This window comes from Catellatospora methionotrophica (assembly GCF_011297335.1).
GTDB lineage: Bacteria > Actinomycetota > Actinomycetes > Mycobacteriales > Micromonosporaceae > Catellatospora > Catellatospora methionotrophica.
The window spans coordinates 934,291-951,572 of the sequence record NZ_JAAOTJ010000001.1 but is presented as its reverse complement, the minus strand read 5'-3'; the positions used below and the strand labels follow the sequence as shown (position 1 = coordinate 951,572).

General features: G+C 73.1%; 15 protein-coding genes. 8 read left to right on the top strand and 7 right to left on the bottom strand.

The features are described from left to right. Nucleotides 1–217 precede the first annotated feature (217 nt). From HAV40_RS04090 to trpA, 7 genes are read left to right on the top strand one after another with little or no spacing between them, the layout of a single operon-like run. Complete coding sequence (locus tag HAV40_RS04090) at nucleotides 218–862, top strand: dTMP kinase (protein WP_166379082.1); 645 nt, start codon at nucleotides 218–220, stop codon at nucleotides 860–862. Next, complete coding sequence (locus HAV40_RS04085) at nucleotides 859–2,046, top strand: trans-sulfuration enzyme family protein (RefSeq protein WP_166379081.1); 1,188 nt, start codon at nucleotides 859–861, stop codon at nucleotides 2,044–2,046. Before HAV40_RS04090 ends, HAV40_RS04085 begins: the two co-directional genes overlap by 4 nt. A 25-nt stretch (nucleotides 2,047–2,071) precedes the next feature. After that, a complete protein-coding gene (locus tag HAV40_RS04080; RefSeq protein WP_166379080.1) occupies nucleotides 2,072–3,469 on the top strand; it encodes a chorismate-binding protein in 1,398 nt (465 codons plus the stop codon). Nucleotides 3,470–3,512: 43 nt separating this feature from the next. Further along, nucleotides 3,513–4,793 (top strand): DegT/DnrJ/EryC1/StrS family aminotransferase, encoded by a 1,281-nt coding sequence (locus HAV40_RS04075; protein ID WP_166379079.1) that lies wholly within the window; start codon nucleotides 3,513–3,515, stop codon nucleotides 4,791–4,793. 1 nt (nucleotide 4,794) lies between these two features. Continuing rightward, nucleotides 4,795–5,931 carry an amidohydrolase family protein gene (locus tag HAV40_RS04070; protein ID WP_166379078.1) on the top strand — a complete coding sequence of 379 codons (1,137 nt, stop codon included), beginning with the start codon at nucleotides 4,795–4,797 and terminating at the stop codon, nucleotides 5,929–5,931. An 18-nt stretch (nucleotides 5,932–5,949) separates the two neighbouring features. Continuing rightward, complete coding sequence (gene trpB, locus HAV40_RS04065; protein WP_203671642.1) at nucleotides 5,950–7,224, top strand: tryptophan synthase subunit beta; 1,275 nt, start codon at nucleotides 5,950–5,952, stop codon at nucleotides 7,222–7,224. Next, nucleotides 7,221–8,015, top strand: coding sequence for a tryptophan synthase subunit alpha (gene trpA, locus HAV40_RS04060; RefSeq protein ID WP_166379076.1), 795 nt, complete (start codon nucleotides 7,221–7,223; stop codon nucleotides 8,013–8,015). The genes trpB and trpA overlap by 4 nt, the downstream gene beginning before the upstream one ends. Before the next feature lie 57 nt (nucleotides 8,016–8,072). Here trpA and HAV40_RS04055 read toward each other — a convergent pair whose 3' ends face one another. The 6 genes from HAV40_RS04055 to HAV40_RS04030 all read right to left on the bottom strand — a co-directional run bounded on the left by HAV40_RS04055 (nucleotide 8,073) and on the right by HAV40_RS04030 (nucleotide 13,366). Beyond that, nucleotides 8,073–8,915, bottom strand: coding sequence for a hypothetical protein (locus HAV40_RS04055; RefSeq protein WP_166379075.1), 843 nt, complete (start codon nucleotides 8,913–8,915; stop codon nucleotides 8,073–8,075). Between the two features lie 47 nt (nucleotides 8,916–8,962). After that, nucleotides 8,963–9,223 carry an acyl carrier protein gene (locus HAV40_RS04050; RefSeq protein ID WP_166379074.1) on the bottom strand — a complete coding sequence of 87 codons (261 nt, stop codon included), beginning with the start codon at nucleotides 9,221–9,223 and terminating at the stop codon, nucleotides 8,963–8,965. After that, nucleotides 9,216–10,190 carry a TIGR03560 family F420-dependent LLM class oxidoreductase gene (locus HAV40_RS04045; RefSeq protein WP_166379073.1) on the bottom strand — a complete coding sequence of 325 codons (975 nt, stop codon included), beginning with the start codon at nucleotides 10,188–10,190 and terminating at the stop codon, nucleotides 9,216–9,218. Before HAV40_RS04045 ends, HAV40_RS04050 begins: the two co-directional genes overlap by 8 nt. Beyond that, a complete protein-coding gene (locus HAV40_RS04040) occupies nucleotides 10,187–10,534 on the bottom strand; it encodes a PqqD family protein (protein WP_166379072.1) in 348 nt (115 codons plus the stop codon). Before HAV40_RS04040 ends, HAV40_RS04045 begins: the two co-directional genes overlap by 4 nt. Next, nucleotides 10,531–12,882, bottom strand: coding sequence for a polyketide synthase (locus HAV40_RS04035; protein ID WP_166379071.1), 2,352 nt, complete (start codon nucleotides 12,880–12,882; stop codon nucleotides 10,531–10,533). The genes HAV40_RS04040 and HAV40_RS04035 overlap by 4 nt, the downstream gene beginning before the upstream one ends. Before the next feature lie 112 nt (nucleotides 12,883–12,994). After that, nucleotides 12,995–13,366, bottom strand: coding sequence for a phosphopantetheine-binding protein (locus HAV40_RS04030; RefSeq protein ID WP_166379070.1), 372 nt, complete (start codon nucleotides 13,364–13,366; stop codon nucleotides 12,995–12,997). Nucleotides 13,367–13,508: 142 nt separating this feature from the next. Between HAV40_RS04030 and HAV40_RS04025 the strand changes: the two genes are divergently transcribed. Beyond that, nucleotides 13,509–14,285, top strand: coding sequence for an alpha/beta fold hydrolase (locus HAV40_RS04025; RefSeq protein ID WP_166379069.1), 777 nt, complete (start codon nucleotides 13,509–13,511; stop codon nucleotides 14,283–14,285). Between the two features lie 4 nt (nucleotides 14,286–14,289). On the opposite strand, the gene HAV40_RS04020 is transcribed toward HAV40_RS04025, so the two are convergent. Then, nucleotides 14,290–17,280: a non-ribosomal peptide synthetase gene (locus HAV40_RS04020; protein WP_166379068.1), complete on the bottom strand. Its 2,991-nt coding sequence runs from the start codon at nucleotides 17,278–17,280 to the stop codon at nucleotides 14,290–14,292. Nucleotides 17,281–17,282: the final 2 nt, after the last annotated feature.

The window sequence follows — 17,282 nt, the reverse complement described above, 5'->3', positions numbered from 1 at the left end:
GCCACACCGCCGCCCGGCCGTCCCGGCGGGGACCCGGTGAGAAAGCGACCGCCCCGCAATCACGATGACCAGGCCAGCAAGCAAGGCGTGACCACCTTGGCCCCCACTTCCGCTCCGCGGCGGCCCGCCGCCCCCGACGCCACGCCCGCAGCGCCGCAGGCAGGTCCGCTTGACGTCTCGTCGCCGCCGACCCCAGCCCACGCACGAAAGACTGGTCATGCTGCAGCCAATATCCAAGCGCGCCACCCTGATCGCCTTTGAGGGCATCGACGGCTCAGGCAAGACGACGGTGGCGAACCTGCTGGTGGAGCGCCTCACCGCACATGGCGTGAGCGCAAGCCTCCACCTCAACCGCAGCCTCAAACCGGTGCGGGACGCCCTGGACACCCTGGCCCGCGAGGACGGCCACCGCGACCGGTTCGAGCTGCTGGGGGCCGGCACCGCACAGCTGATGGCCGCGATGCTCAAGTGGCGGGAGCTGCTCGACGTCGCGCCGTCGCTCGACCGGCCGGAGCACGTCGTGGTGGTCGACCGATACCTGTACACCCATCTCGCGCTCGCCGTCGCCCACGGCACGACCAACGTCGACCTCCTGCGCCGGCTGTTCGGCGTCTTTCCGGAGCCCGACATCGTGCTGTTCGCCGACGTCGACCCCCAGGTGGCGGCCGATCGGGTGCGCCGGCGCGGCCGCGACCTGGACTCGCTGGACTTCCTCACCCGGCTGCGCGCGGGCTACCTGTCGCTGCCGGAGGCCCGGCGGTTCCACCTGCTGCCCGGGGCGGCCGACCCGGCCGAGGTCCTGGACGCCGCCTGGCGCGCGGTGGCGCCGCTGATCCCGGCGGCATCGGCGGTGCGGTCGTGACCGGCCGCGTCCAGCCCGCCACCGCCGTCACCCACCCGCCGCGGGTCGAGGTCCCGGCCGACAACCGGCCGCTGGTGGCGCCGATCTACCAGTCGGTGAAGTTCACCTTCGACGACGTCGCCGAGACCAAACGGCTCTCGCAGGGCGAGCGCGACGGCTACTGGTACTCCCGCAAGTCCAACCCGACGCTGCGGCAGCTCGAACTCACCCTGGCCGCGTTGCAGGGCCGCGAGGCATGCCTGGTGACCGCCTCCGGCGCGGCGGCGGTCAACCTGGCGATGCTCGCCCTGTGCCGGCAGGGCGACCACGTCGTGTGCTTCGCCGAGATGTACCAGCCGACGCGCACCATGATCCGCCGCGTGCTGGAACGGTACGGCGTCCGGCACACCCTGCTGTCGATCGGCGACCTCGACGCCGTCGAGCGGGCGCTGTCGGCGACCCCGACCCGGCTGGTCGTGTTCGAGAGCCCCACCAACCCCGTCCTCAAGATCGCGGACATCGGGCGGATCACCGCGCTGGCCCGCCGGCACGGCGCGCTGACGCTGCTCGACAACACCCTGGCCGGAGTGCACAACCACGCGCAGTTCGACGTCGACATCTTCGTGCACAGCCTGACCAAGTACGTCTCCGGTCACGGCGACGCGATGGGCGGCGCGATCATCGCCGACCAGGCCGTCATCGACGACCTGCGCGCGGAAATGGCGATCCTCGGCGCGACCCTCGATCCGCAAGCCGCGTTCCTGCTGCAGCGCGGCCTGAAGACCTACTTCCTGCGCTACGAACGCCAGTGCCACAACGCCATGGCGGTGGCGCGGCACCTCGCGACCCGGCCGCAGATCCGCGACCTGCGCTATCCGGGCCTGGAGTCGCATCCGCAGCACGAGCTGGCCCGCGCGCAGCAGCGCGACTTCGGCTCGATGATCGCGTTCGACCTGCCCGGCGGCCCGGACGTGGCCAAGCGGTTCGCCGAGGCGCTGGAGCTCTTCACGATCAGTTCGAGCCTCGGCTCGACGGAGTCGCTGATCCTGCCGCCGCAGCTGCTGCAGCCGCGCGACTTCGACGCCCGGCAGCGGGCCTGGTCGGCGATCACCGAGTCGACCGTGCGGCTGTCGGTGGGCATCGAGGACAGCGGAGACCTGATCGCCGACATCGACCGCGCGCTGGCCGCCAGCGGCGCGGCATGACCCAGGCCGAGCAACGGGGGAGCACGTGACGACCGGCGAGAACAGTTCGTACTGGGAGCGGGCCTGCCGCTTCTTCCGCGGCTCCGGATGGGCCGACACGGCGGGCAGCTACCTCGTCCACAACAAGAACAGCGGCACCGTGAAGATCGGGCTGATGCCCCAGCGCACGGTGTCGGTCGGCGGCGGCATCCTGCGGTGCGTCGAGGACGGCCGGCAGACCCTCTCCGCACCGGTGTCCGAAGACCAGATCTTCAAACGGGTCGAGCAGAGCCTGCACCAGGACGCGCCGAGCTTCTTCATCGTCAGCCCGGACCTGCGCCGGCGGTACGTCGACAGCGCGCTGCCGCTGGTGCTGTTCGTGCAGCCCGCCGTCGAGTTCACCTTCTCGGCCGAGCATCCCGACGGCCGGATCGGCTACGCCCGTGACCCGGCGACCGAGCAGCAGGGCGCCGACCTGCTGCGGGCCGCCCTCGCGCAGCCGCTGCCCGCCCCGCCGTCCGGCGCCGGTGAGCCGGGGGAGTGGGCCGAACTCGCCGACGGCTGGACCCCCGCCGAGGACGACGACAGCTTCCTGGCCCGGCTCACCGACGCGGTCGGCGTCCTGCAGGAGCACCCCGACGGCAAGATGACGCTGACCCGCGCCTACACCCACCCGCGAGACCCCGGGCACAGCCCGTTCACGCTGTACGAGCTGCACGCCCGCCGCAACGGCGACTACGCCTGCGGCCACTTCGCCTGCCTCGACGACGGGGTCTACTCCCTGGGCACCACCCCGGAGAACATCCTCGAGGTCGACGGGCCGACGCTGACCGTCGACGTGGTCGCCGCGACGTGCCGGTCGACCGGCGACGAGGACTACCTGGCCGCCGAGCTGTACGACAATCCCAAGCAGCTCAAGGAGCACCGGTCCTCGCTGCGCAACCGGCAGGACCGGTTCCGGCCGTACTGCCGGCCGGACTCGATCCGCGTCGTGCAGGACATGCGCGTCAAGACGCTGCGCAACGTCTGCCACCTGCACTCGGTGTTCAGCGGCGAGCTGCTGCCCGGGGTGACGGTCTTCGACATGCTCGACAACATCTTCCCCCTGCTGGGCGCCCGGCCGCGGCAGCTGCTGGCGGTCGCCGACGCCGAGCCCGCGCCGCACCGCTACTACGGCGGAGTGTTCGGGCACCTGCACCGGGCGGCCGGCGGCTGCTTCCTGAACATCCGCAACGCGCTGCTGCACGACGACGTGATCCACGCCAAGGTCGGCGTCGGCGTTCTGAAGGAGTCGAACCCGTACAGCGAACTGGTCGAGACCAGGGACAAGCTGGCGGGTCTGCTGGAGGCGACCCGGCGGTGGCGGTCGGCTCCTCGCGAAGACAGACCTGACGCCGGTGAGGAACCGGCCCCGCTCCAGGTCGCCCGGGACGCCGCGCGCTGAACGCGCCGCGGTGACCCAGTCCCCTTGGATGGAAGGAGAGCGAATGTCACAACCAGTGTCAGAAGCGTCGCTGGCGCTGAACGGCGGCCAGCGGACCCGGACCACGGAGTGGCCGACGTACGACAAGGGCTACGTCGACCTCTGCGGCGACGACGAGTCCGCCGCGCTGCGCGCCATCAAGAGCCGGCGGCTGTTCCGCTACGACAACCGGCCGCACACCGAGACCGAGGTCGGCCAGCTCGAACGGGAGCTCGCCGGGTTCTTCGACTCCCGGTACGCCCTGGCCTGCTCGAGCGGCACGACAGCGATGGCGCTGGCCCTGTTCGCCGCCGGGGTCCGGCCGGGCGACTCGGTGGCGTGCCCTGCGTTCACGTTCGCGGCGACACCCAGCGCGATCATGCTCACCGGGGCGAAGCCGGTCGTCGTCGAGGTCGACGAGAACCTGCACATGGACCCGGTGGACCTGCAGGCGAAGCTGACCCCGGACGTCAAGGCCGTGGTCGCCGTGCACATGCGCGGCTTCGCCTGCGACGTCGAGCGCCTGGTCGCCGTCGCCGACGGCCACGGCGTCCCGCTGTTCGAAGACGCCGTGCCGGCCCTCGGGGTCAGCCTCGGCGGCCGCAAGCTCGGCACGTTCGGCAGGGCGGGCGCGTTCAGCACCCAGTCGGACAAGAGCATCAACACCGGCGAGGGCGGGTTCCTGATCACCTCGGACCGTGACCTGTTCGAACGCGCGGTGGTGCTGTCCGGGGCGTACGAGCAGCAACTGCACCGGCACACCGATCCCGTCCTGCCGACCATCTCCGACCTCACCCTGCCGATCTTCAGCTTCCGGCTGGACGAGATCCGCGGCGCCATGGCCCGCAACCAGCTCGCCGGGCTGGACAAGCGGGTGGCCACGTTCCAGGGCAACTTCCGCTATGTCGCCTCCCGCCTGGCCGGGCTGGCGCCGATCCGGCTGCGCCAGCCGGTCGCCGAGGACGCGTTCCTGGGCGAGTCGCTGCTGTTCCGCCTGCCGGGAGCCACCCCGGAGCAGGTCGGCTGGTTCGTGCGGGCGCTCAACACCGAGGGCATCGGGGCCCGCGGCCTCGGCGACGCCAGCCGCCCGAACAACCGGTGCTTCTGGAACTGGCGCTTCGCCTTCCCGCACGAGACCGAGCAGGACACCATCCGGCGCTACCAGCGCAGCGCGACGCTGCTCAAGGAGACGGTGGACGTTCCGCTGTCGATCACGCTGTCGGAGGCCGACTGCGACGACGTCGTCGAGGCCGTCACCAAGGTGTGCAACGCCTACCGCCCGCCCAACTCCCCGATCGGAGGCTGATATGACCGGGCCCCTCATCTCCTGTGACGATCACATGGACCTCAGCCAGCTCCCGGCCGACCTGTGGACCACGCGGCTGCCCGCCGCGCTGCTCGACCGCGCGCCGCGGGTCGAGGAGCGCGACGGCCGGGCGGTCTGGGTCTGCGACGGCAAGGTCTGGGGCCGCTGGGTCGGCATGCCCACGGCGGACAGCGGCACGCAGCGGCCGGTCAAGGCGAAGTACGACGCCTTCGACCGGGCCGGGATGCACGACCCCAGCCCGCGTCGGGCGGCCGTGGCCGAACTCCGGCTCGCCGACATGGACCGCGACGGCGTCACCACGCAGGTGATCTACGGGCCGGTGCACCAGCTGGCTGCCGACGACCCCGAGCTGCGCGCCGCCTGCTACCAGGTCTACAACGACTGGCTGCTGGAGTTCTGCACCGCGGCGCCCGAGCGGCTGATCGGCCTGCCGATGCTGCCGGAGACGCCCGCGGCCGCGCTCGCCGAACTGGAGCGGCTGCGCGCGCGGGGCGGCGTCCGCCAGGTGGTCTTCATGGTCGCCAACATCGACCCCAAGCTCGACGACCCGGCCTGGGAGCCGTTCTGGCAGGCGCTGGAGGACAGCGGCATCATCCTGTCCTGGCACATCACGGCGTTCGCCAAGCCGGATCCGCGCATCGCCGGCAAGGCGGCGAGCGTCTTCGAGAACACCAAGCTGTTCCTGTCCAACTTCGTGGAGCCCTTCGTCGACCTGTTCTCCTGGGGCATCCTGGAACGCCACCCCGGGCTGCGGCTGGTGCTGGCCGAGGGCGGCGCGGGCTGGCTGCCGTGGCTGGTGCAGGAGCTGGACCACCTGCACGACCAGCTGTGGGAGGCGAAGGAGTTCTGGGCCGACAAGGGCGGAGCCGAACTGGTCACGAAGCCGAGCGAGCTGTTCAAGCGGCAGGTGTGGGCCACGTTCCAGGACGACCAGGTGGCGATGTCGCTGATCCCGTTCTTCGGCGAGGGGCACCTGCTGTGGGCGTCGGACTACCCGCACCCCGACAGCGTGTGGCCGTTCTCGCGGCAGGCCATCGAGCGCCAGATGCACCACCTGTCGCCGGAGCTGCGGCGTAAGCTGACACACGACAACGCCGCCGCTCTGCTGGGTCTGTGAGCCGCTAAGCTGTTGATGATGAAAACCCCAGAGTTGACCATACCGGCAGAGCCTTCCTGGGCGCCCGGTCGTGATGGCTACTACGGAGACTTCGGCGGCGCTTTCGTGCCCGAGGTGCTCCACGAGACCCTCGCAGAGTTGCGGGACGCCTTCGACGACGCACGGCGCGACCCGTCCTTCTGGAACTCCTACGTCGCGCTGATGGCGAACTACGCGGGCCGGCCGACGCCGGTCACGTACTGCGACAACCTCACCCGCAGGTTCGGCGGCGCGCGGATCTACGTCAAGCGCGAGGACCTCAACCACACCGGCGCGCACAAGGCGAACAACGTCATGGGCCAGGGCCTGCTGGTGCAGCGCATGGGCAAGCGGCGGGTGATCGCCGAGACCGGCGCCGGGCAGCACGGCGTGGCCACCGCGACCATGGCGGCGCGGCTCGGCCTCGAGTGCACGATCTACATGGGTGCGGAGGACGTCGAGCGCCAGCACCCTAACGTCTTCTGGATGCGGCAGCTCGGAGCCGAGGTCGTCGCCGTGACCGACGGCACCCGGACGTTGAAGGACGCGATCAACGCGGCCCTTCGCGACTGGGCGGACTCGATGGCCGACACCCACTACGTGCTGGGCACCGTGTGCGGGCCGCACCCGTTCCCGGAGCTGGTGACCTACTTCCAGACGATCATCGGGTACGAGGCGCGCCGGCAGATGTTGGAGGTCGCGGGCACGCTGCCGAGCCGGGTGTACGCCTGTGTGGGCGGCGGCTCCAACGCGTCCGGCATCTTCACGGGCTTCCTCGACGACCCGGCGGTCGAACTGGTCGGCGTCGAGGCGGCCGGCAAGGGGATCGCGACCGGCCAGCACGCGGCGCGCCTGGCCGGCGGCCAGGGCCGGACCGGTGTCGCGCAGGGCTACAAGACCGTGTTCCTGCAGAACGAGGAAGGCCTGATGCGCGACACGCACTCGGTGGCCGCGGGCCTGGACTACATCGGCGTCGGGCCGATGCTGGCCCACCTGCACCAGCAGGGACGGGTCCGGTTCGAGTCGGCGACCGACGCCGAGGTCGTCGACGCGCTGCGCGTCACGATGCGCAGCGAGGGCATCATCCCGGCGCTGGAGAGCGCGCACGCGTTCGCCGGGGCGTTCCGGGAGGCGTCGGGCCTGTCGAGCGACGACACGATCCTGATCAACCAGTCGGGCCGCGGCGACAAGGACATCTTCACCGTCGCCGACGCGCTAGGCGACGAGGGCTGGGTGGACTTCATCCGCCACAAGGCCGAAGGCTACGCGCGGTGAGCGCCGTGCCGGGCACGAGCCTTGAAAGCCACCTGCGGGGGCGGCTCGAGGACAAGCCGTTGCTGCTCATGACGCACCTGGTCGTCGGCTACCCGTCCCTGGAGGCCAACTGGACGATGCTGGAGGCGATGGACGCCGCCGGGGTGGACCTGGTCGAACTCCAGCTGCCGTTCAGCGAGCCCATCGCCGACGGCCCGGCGTTCGTGAAAGCCAATCACGACGCCATCGAAGCCGGCATGGGCTGGGAGGTGTACTTCGACTTCGCGGCCCGCGCCGCAGCGCGATTCAGCTTCCCGATCGTGTTCATGGGCTACTACAACAGCGTCTTCCAGATGGGCGCGCAGCGCTACTGCGCCCGCCTGGCCGAGGCCGGCATGAAGGGCTTCATCCTGCCCGACCTGCCGCTGGAGGAGGCGTCGCAGCTCACCGCGCTGGCTCGGGAACACGACCTGTCGCCGGTGTTCATCATGTCGCCGACGAACTCGCAGGAGCGGCTGAACGAGATCGGCCGCCAGGCGTCGGGCTTCGTCTACTGCACCGCGCGGCGGGGCGTGACCGGGCGCAAGACCGACCTGTCGCAGGGCGTCGCCGAGTTCATGCAGCGGTGCCGCACCGCGACGCCGGTGCCGCTCGGGCTCGGCTTCGGCATCCGGACCGCCGCCGACGTGCGCAACGTGCGCGGCCTGGCCGACATCGCCATCGTCGGCACGGCCGGCCTCGACGCCTGGCAGGAGCTCGGTGAGGAAGGCTACCGGCTGTTCATGAAGGGCCTCGTGGCAGAGACCTGCTGACCACCACGGCCCGGGGCCGGACCGCCGAGAGCGGCCGGCCCCGGGCCGTGAACAGGGTCAGCGCGGGTTCGACAGGATCCGGTCCTCCAGCCGCACCAGGTGCGCCTGGGTCCACCGGGCGATCCGCCGGGCACAGTCGGCATCGGACTCACCCGGCCGCGCCCCGTCGAGGACCACCGACCGGTACTCGTCGGCCGTGATACCGCACTCCGGGGTGCGCTCCAGCCGCCGCAGCAGCCACTTCTGCCCCCGGCACACCTCGCCGTGGAAGGCGAGGCTGGAATCGGCCATCTTCCAGGCGGCGAGGGTCGCCGACACCCGGGCGGTCATCGCGTCGCCGGAGTCGAGCTGGCCGGCGACGTCGGTGAGGGCGTTCTCCGCCTCGGTCTTCGACGCCCGCGCGAGCGCCCGCCGGTACGACGACCGGTCGAGCAGGTCCTTCATCCGCGCGAAGAAGTCCGGGTTCTTCAGCGGCACCCCGACCGACAGCCGGTAGATGAAGTCCTGGAAGTTCGCGCTCGTCGCGGCGAATTCGACCTCGGTGGCGAGGTAGCGGTCCAGCACGACCGCCAGCGTCGCGGTCGGCCAGACCTTGAGGTCGACGCGGTTGTCGCCGTAGGCGCCGATCCACCTGTTCCACGACAGGCCCAGGGCCGGGTCCTTGCCCGGCCACATCTCCATCGTCTCGTCGACGGGCAGGTCGATGTCGGTGTCGGCGAACGCGTACAGGTCGATGTCACTGAAGGTGTTGCCCCAGCCAGCGGCGATCGACCCGGTCAGGCAGACGGCCTCGGCCTCGGCCAGGCCCGGGAAGCGGCGCAGGAAGCCGTCGAAGGAGACGTCCGGCGGGGCGAGCACGGCCGGTTGTGCGTACAGCACTTCGAGTGCGGGTGAGAACATGATGCGATTCCCGTCGCGAGTGATGGTCGGTGGGCAGTGCGCGCGGGTCAGGCCCGCTCCAGGTGCGCGGCGAGGTCGGCGACGGTCGGGTTGTCGAACACGTCGATGATCCGGATGTCCGGCCAGCGGGTGCGCAGCACCCGGACCAGGCGCAGCGCGGTCGCCGAGGTCAGGCCCAGGTCGAAGAACCCGAAGTGCGGGTCGACGTCGTCGAGTTCGAGGATCTCGCCGAGCGCGGCCGTGATGATCTCGTCGGCGGGCGCGTCCAGGTCGGGCCCGGCCTGGATCTCGACGGGGCTGTCAGCCACAGAGCACTCCTCGGATGGTCGTCGCGACCTCGTGCAGGTGGTCGAGATCGCTCGGGTTCAGCAGCGTCACGATCATTCCGTCGACGCCCGCCGCGCGATACTCGGCCACCTGGCGCCGCACCTCGGCGCGCGAGCCGCACAGAGCCATCCCGCGGGCGGCGCTCGCGGGCAGGTGCAGGCGGCTGCCGAGCAGCTCCAGGCTGTCCTGCAGCTCCTGCTCGGAGTCCGCGATGATCGCGGTGCCCAGCCACGTCTTGGTGATCTCACCGGGATCGCGGCCGACGTCCGCACAGGCCCGGGTCAGCACCTTGATCTTGTGGGCGACCGTGGCGGGCCCGCCGAAGAAGTTGCACGCGTCGCCGAGCCGGGCCACCGTCGGGATCAGCACCTTCTCGCCGCCGCCGCCGATGAGGATCGGCGGGCCGAGCGGACTGATCGGCGGCGGCACGTTCAGCGGCTCGTCGATGCGGTGGTGGACACCCTCGAAGCGCGGCAGGTGCTCGGTGAACATCGCCCGGCAGATCTGCACCGCCTCAGTCAGGGCCTTGAGCCGCTGCCCGGCCGGGGGGAAGTCCATCCCGTACGCGCGGCACTCCTCCTCGTGCCAGCCGGCGCCGATGCCGAGCACGGCCCGCCCCCGGCTGATGATGTCGATCGTCGTCACCATCTTGGCCAGCAGCGCCGGGTTGCGGAAACCGCACGCGGACACCAGCACGCCCAGGCGGGCCGAGGACGTGACGGCGGCCAGCCCGGCCAGCGCCGTGTACGCCTCCAGGATCGGCTCCTCGCGGTCGCCGACGGACTCGATCTGGTGCACGTGGTCCATCGTCCACAGGCTGTCGTAGCCGGCGGCCTCGGCGGCACGGGCGATCCCGGTCAGGTGCTCGAACAGGTCGTGGTCCAGCACGCCGGGGAAGGTGTATCCGGCGAACTGCAGGCCGACCCGCGTCAGCGGCGCCCGGGTCATCCGGCGGCCATCAGCGCGATACCGGCCGCGTCGGCCGCCGAGACCGCCTCGACCAGCCGGAACTCCAGCAGCCGGGCGCACAGGTCGAGCACCGGTTCGCGTACCTCGTCGACGGGATGGCCCGTCTTCGCGGCGACCTCGGCGACGATCTGCTCGACGCTGCGCCGGCCGTCGATCGCCAGCCAGACCGGCCGCGCGTCGCCATTGAGGACGTACCGGCCGATCAGTGTCTCCAGCAGGATGCCCCCGTCGGTCTGCGCGGCGATGGCCGCCACCGTGTCGGTGATGCGGGCCGTCACGTCCAGGCCCCGTACGAGGACGGCGTCGGCTGCGGGGTGGGTCACTTGTCTGCCTCCGTTGCTAGTGCCTGTTCGACGGCCTGCGCGGTCGCGGTGACCGTCGGCGCGATGAAGGGGAGATCCAGGGGCAGGCGCAGCCGGAACTCGTCGTTCAGCCGGGCGCCGATCTCGACGGCGTACATCGAGTCGCCGCCCAGGTCGTCGACGAAGTGCGCGTCGGGCGCGACCGGGTCGACGCCGAGCACCTCCTGCCAGACCGTCCGGACCCGGTCGCGCACGCCGGCCGCGCCGGTGCGCTCCGGCCGGGACGTGCCCGCCGGTGTGCCGGGCGCGGCCTGCGGCCGGTCGAGCCAGAAACGCCGCCGGGTGTAGGGGTAGGTCGGCAGCGGGACCCGCCCGCGGGCCTCGCCGTCGTGGTAGGCGGCCCAGTCGACGGCGACGCCCGCCTGCCACACCGCCGCGACGGCGGCCGGCAGGGTGAACGACGGGCCGATCGGCAGGACCCCGGTGCCCTCGCGGGCGGCTCCGCCGTCGCCGTCGCCGTCGCACGCGGCCAGCGCGGCCGCCAGGGACGCGGCGTCGCCGGGCGCGGCCAGCCACTGCGTCACGGGCCGCGCCCAGGCCGGGGCGTCCAGCCGCGAGTAGGCCACCCCGGCCCGGCGCAGCAGGCGCACGACGGCGAGCACGGTCAGGCCACCGGCCGCGGACCCGGGCAGGCCGTCGAGGTCGGCGCGCCCGGCGAGCTCACGCAGCTCGCGCCGCATCATCGGCTCCTGCGCCAGCAGCCGGGACCCCATCGTGGCGATCTCGCCCGGGGTGCCGTGCACGGCCAGCGACCAGCGGGTGGTCGCGCGCGCCGCCGCCGCCGGGCGGCGCAGGCAGGCGACGGCGTCGGCGTGGCCCGACACGGCCGCGGCCCACCGCTTCGGGAACGTCGCGCGGCCCACCGCCAGGGTGTACGCCACGTCGGCCAGCTCGGCCGGGGAGGTGGCAGGCCGGTGTTCGAGCCAGGCCGCGAGGCGCTGCCGCAGCTGCTCCAGCTCGTCGTCGGTACGCGCGGACAGCGCGAGGACCTGCAGCGGGCGGGCCGGGTCGGCGGCCGGAACGGGCGGCGCCGACTGCAGCACCACGTGGGCGTTGAACCCGCCGAGCCCGAACGAGCTGATCCCGGCGACCCGGGGGACGCCCGCCGCCCACGGCCGGCCGGCCGCGGTGATCGTGAACGGGGAACCGTCGAGGTCCAGGGCCGGGTTCGGCTTGTCGAAGTGCAGGGTTCCGGGGATGGTGCCGGTCTCGACCACCAGCGTGGCCTTGATGAGCCCGGCGACTCCCGCCGCGGCGTCGGTGTGGCCGATGCTCGGTTTGACCGCGCCGAGCACCAGGCTGCCGGCTGCCCGGCCGGGGGTGGCGAACACGCGCCGCAGCGCCTCGAACTCGACCGGGTCGCCGATCGCCGTGCCGGTGCCGTGGGTCTCGACGTATCCCACGTCGTCGGGCGCCATCCCGGCCCGTGCCAGCGCGGCACGGATCACCGTCTCCTGACCGGCGATGTTGGGAACGGTGAAACCGGCGCGGGACCCGCCGTCGTTGTTGACGGCCCAGCCGCGGATCACCGCGCGCCGGCGGTCGCGGTCGGCCGCCGCGTCGGCGTCGCGACGCAGCACCACGATGCCGGCCCCGGATCCCGGTACGGTGCCGTCGGCCTCGGCGTCGAACGCCCGGCAGCGGCCCTGGGCGGACAGCACCCCGCCCTCCTGGCACACGTAGCCGTCGACATCGGGCATGAGCAGGCTCACCCCGCCGGCCAGGGCGATGTCGCAGTCACCGGCGGCCAGGGCGGAGCAGGCCAGCGCGACCGCGCTCAGCGACGTGGCGCACCCCGTCTGCACGGTGATCGCCGGTCCGGTGCAGCCGAGTTTGAACGCCAGCCGCCCGGCGAGGAAGTCCTTCTCGTTGCCGAGGGTGATCCGGGTGTCGGGCTCCCGCCCGGCAGCGGCCTCGGCGGGGGCGATGAAGTCGCGGTGGTAGTGGTTCTCGCCGCAGCCCACGAACACGCCGACGACCGCCTCGCGCCGGCCCGCGTAGCCGGCCTCCTCCAGGGCCTGCGCCGCGACCTCCAGCAGCACCCGGTGCTGGGGGTCGAGCGTCGTCGCCTCGGCCGGGGTGATCCGGAAGAAGTCCGCGTCGAACAGCTCGACGCCGTCCAGCTTCCCGACGGCGTCGACGTACCGGCCACCGGTGCGGACCGGGCCGGCCGGACCATCACCGGTGCGGCTGACGGCGTCGACACCGCCGAGCAGGTTCGCCCAGTACTGCTCGACGTCAGTGGCCTGCGGCAGCCGCGCGGCCATGCCGATGACCGCGATGGGCAGCGCGTGCAGAGGGGGGTGCATCGAAACTCCAGTCGGTCGGCGTCGATCGGCGCCCGCTGCGCTGCAGTCGCCCGTCGGCAGGGTGCGCGGAACGCACCGCAGAGGCGCTCTCACGCGATTGGCGCAGCCGGCACTACCGAAGGCGCTCCGTGGCGGCGTCCGGCGCGGCTTCGGCGGCGCGGACACAGGCGACGAAGTCGCCGAGCCGGGACGCGTCGAACAGGGTCTGGGTGCGCAGCTGCACCCCGAGTTCGGCGCGGGTCCGCCGGATCACCGTGATCACCTGCAGGGAGACCCCGCCGAGGTCGAAGAAGTCGTCGCCGGGCGCGACCTCGTCGAGGTCGAGCACCTCGGCCCAGATGCGCGCGACGGCGGTGTGGCACGCATCGACGGGCTGCCCTTCGTGCAGTGGCGTGGAATCGTGGCGGTCAGGCCTCTCGCCGCTGTCGCTGACCGTCTCGACCGGAGCCGAGGCATGACCGACCGTCGTGCCGTGTAATTCCAACGCGATTCCCCAGTGTGTCGATGAGCGTCGACCGCAGTCTACGCCTACCCTGGATGGCCGGCACGCACCCGCCCGCACGGCGGTCCTATCAGGCCGGTGGGCCGCCGCAGGTGAATGCCGTTGCGGCGGTTACGCTTCCGGCATGCGAAAGGCGGCCGGGCTCGCGTACGTCCGATGTGGAGTCGGGCCGCGCCTGCTGCTGATGCAGGGCGCCGCGGCCACCCACCGGCACTGGGGGGACGGGTTTCTGTCCGCGCTCGCGGCACACTTCGAGGTGGTCGCCGTCGACCACCGCGGGACCGGGCAGTCCGCGGCGGCCGACGGTCCGTTCACCGTCGCCGACCTCGCCGACGACGCGGCCGGCCTGCTCGACGCCGTCGGCTGGTCCAGCGCCCACGTCGCCGGCGTATCCATGGGCGGCATGGTCGCCCAGGAGCTGGCGATGCGCCACCCCGGCCGGGTGGCGAGCCTGTTCCTGGGCTGCACCCGCGGCGGGCGGCCGCTGCCGCGCCCGGCCGCGGCCGCCGGGGTCGCCGCGGCGGTGGTGCGCGGGGACGCGTCGGCGACCGCGTACAACCTCTTCCGGCTGGGGGTGCGCGATCCGGGGACGGTGCGTCCCGACGCCTGGGCGGAGTACCGCGACGCCATGCTGACGACGCCGGTGCCGCCGCGGACCACCGCGCTGCAGATCGGCGCCATGTCCGCCCACGGCCCCGCGGACCGCCTGCACCTGGTCACGGCACCGACGACGGTCGTGCACGGCGACACCGACCGCCTGCTCGCCGCCGACGCCGGAGCACAGTTGGCGGCCGAGATCCCCGGCGCCCGGTTCGTGCTGCTGCGGGCCGGCCACCTGTTCTGGCTGGAGCAGCCGGAACAGGCCGCCGACCTCATCCGCCGGGGCGCCGCGCGGGCCTGAGCCGTCAGCCGTGCCCGGCCAGCGCCAGCCGCCAGCGGTCCAGCACGGAGCGAACCCGGCCCTCGTCCACCACCCCGGCGTCGTGGTCGACCCAGCCGACGATCTCGTCACCCTGGTCGTCGAGGTTGAGCCACAGGTCGAACCGGGTGGGCTCGGGCACGCCGACGTCGACGCACAGCCGCATCCGCGCGCCGCCCGCCAGCGTCCAGGCACGCGGACCGGGCGGTTGCAGGGTGAACATCGTCTGCGTGATCGGGTGACGGGCGGTTCTGCGGTCGACGCCGAGCCGGGTGAGCAGCTCGGCCAGCGGCGCGTCGCGGTGCCCGAGCGCCCGCGACACCTCGGCCTGGGTACGCGCCACGAGCTCGGTGAACGACGGCGCCCGCCCGGCCAGCGGCAGGAGCACCGTGTTGAGCAGCAGGCCCACGCACTGCGCGTCCTGGGCGGTACGCCGGGTCGACACGGGGACCGCGACGCACGTCCCGCCGTCGTCGCCGGCGGTGACGGCGGCCCAGGCCGCCAGCATGACGGCGAACGGCGTCGCCTGCCCGGCACGGGCCGCCGACCGGACCGCGCCGACCTCGGCGGGGGACAGGGTGAACGGCAGGCGGCGCAGGTCCGGTGCCCGGCCGCGCGCGTCGGCCCCGTCGGCGGGCGGCCGTCCCGTCACCGGGCGCAGCCGGTCCAGCCAGTACTCGACGTCCGCCGCGACGTCGCCCGCCGCCGCGGCCTGCCACGGCTGCACCGGCGGCGGCAGGTCCGCCCCGCCGTACAGGGCGGCGAACTCCTCGCACAGCAGCGCCACCGACCAGCCGTCGCAGCAGGCGTGGTGCACCCGGATCAGCACGCGGTGGCGCTCGGCGCCGGTACGCGCGATCACGACCTGCGGCACGGCGACGTCGCCGAGTTCGTAACGCTGCCCGCACAGCCGCGCGGCCAGCCCGCCGACATCGTCGCCGTCGGATCGATGCACCAGTGCCCGGGCACCGGCCACGTGCTCCTGGCACAAGCCGCGCCCGGCGAAGTCGAACCGCGTACGCAGGGCGTCGTGGCGCGCGGTGAGCCGGTGCAGGGCGAGTTCGGCCCGGTCGGGGTCGAACGGCCCGGTGACGTCGAGCTCGATCAGCACCCAGTGCGACGGGCCCTCGTCGGCGAGCAGCTCACCCACGAGGATCTGTTCCTGCATGGCACTGACCGGGTACGGGCCGTCCACCGGGGCAGCGGCGAGCCGGGGCGCGGGCCCGGCGGCGAGCACGAGTTCGGTCAGGTGCTCCACGGACTTCGCGCCCAGCACCTCGTCGACGGCGACGTGCACGCCGAACTGCCCGGCGATCCGCGCGGCCACCCGGGCCGCGGCGAGGGAGTCCACGCCGGCCTGCCGCAGGTCGTCGGTCTCGTGGCCGGCCGAGCGCAGTTCCGACCGCCAGATCTCGGCCAGCCCGGCGACACCGCCGTCCTCGGCCGGCGGTGTCGCCGCGGCCTCGACCAGCGCGGCCCGGTCGAGCTTGCCGCTCGGTGTGGTCGGCAGGGCCGCCAGCACGAGCACGTCGTGCGGCAGCAGGTGGGCGGGCAGCGTGCCGGTGATCCCGCGCCGCACCAGGGCGGTGTCGACGGCGCCCGGTGCGCCGGTCACGAAGGCGAACAGCCGCGTGCCCGTGTCGGGATCCTTGCGGGCGACCACCGCCGCCTCCCGTACGCCGGGAACGGCCCGCAGCGCGGCCTCGATCTCGGCGGGCTCGACCCGGATGCCGTTGATCTTGATCTGGTCGTCGTCGCGGCCCAGGTAGTGCAGCTCGCCGTCGTGCCACCGCACGATGTCGCCGGTGGCGTACATGGTCCCGGCCCCGTCCGGCTCGGGTCGGAACCGCTGCCGGGTCAGCTCGGGCGCCCCGGCATAGCCGGCGGCCACCGCGACCCCGGCGACGTGCAGCTCGCCGGACCCGCCCGGCGGCACCGGCAGGCCGTCCTCGTCCAGCACGTACAGCCGCACGCCGTCGACGGCGGTGCCGATCGGCGGCAGCAGCGGCCAGCTCCGCCGGTCCGCGGGCAGCAGGTAGCGGGTGCACACGTGCGTCTCGGTCGGCCCGTACTGGTTGACCAGGCGGCAGCCGGGCAGCCCGGCGAACAGCCGCTTGATCCGGTCGCCGCACTGCAGCTGCTCCCCGGCGGTGATGACCTCCCGCAGCGGCGGAGCGCCGCCGCCGAACTCGCCGGCGAACAGCGCCAGCGTCTGCAGCATGACGAACGGCAGGTACAGGCGGGCGACCCGCTCCTCGGCCAGCACGCCCCACAGCAGCCTGGGGTCGCGGCGCACCTCGTCGTCGAGGCAGAGCAGGACTCCGCCGGCGGCCAGCGTCGCGAAGACCTCCTGGAACGACACGTCGAACGAGATCGGGGCGAACTGCGCGGTGACGTCTCCCTCGCCGACGGCGGAGTCAGACAGCTGCCACCGGATCAGGTTGGCCAGCGCCGCGTGGGTCTGCATGACGCCCTTGGGCACGCCGGTGGAGCCCGAGGTGAACATGACGTACGCGATCTCGCCGGGGGAGCCGAGATCGTCGGCCGGCAGGGCGGCGACCCCGTCGAGCGACTCCAGCCAGACCGGCGCGCGGTCGCCCGCGAGCGCGGCGGCGACGTCCCGGTGGCCGACCAGCACGCCCGCTCCGGCCTGGTCGAGCATGTAGCGCAGGCGGTCCGCCGGGTAGGCGGGGTCGAGTGGCAGGTAGGCGCAGCCCGCGCGCAGGATGCCGAGGACGCCCGCGACCAGGTCGGCCGAGCGGCGGGCGCAGATGCCGACGGTGTCGCCGGGCCGTACGCCGTGCCCGCGCAGCGCCGCGGCGACGCGGCCGGCCTGTTCCCAGAGCTGCCCGTAGGTCACCGACCGGCCGCGCCACCGCACGGCCGGTCGGTCCGGACCGTGCCGCACCTGGGCCCACACCGGACCGAGGACGTTCGGGTGCGGGCCGGACGGGCCGCGACTCGGCCGGGTCGACACCG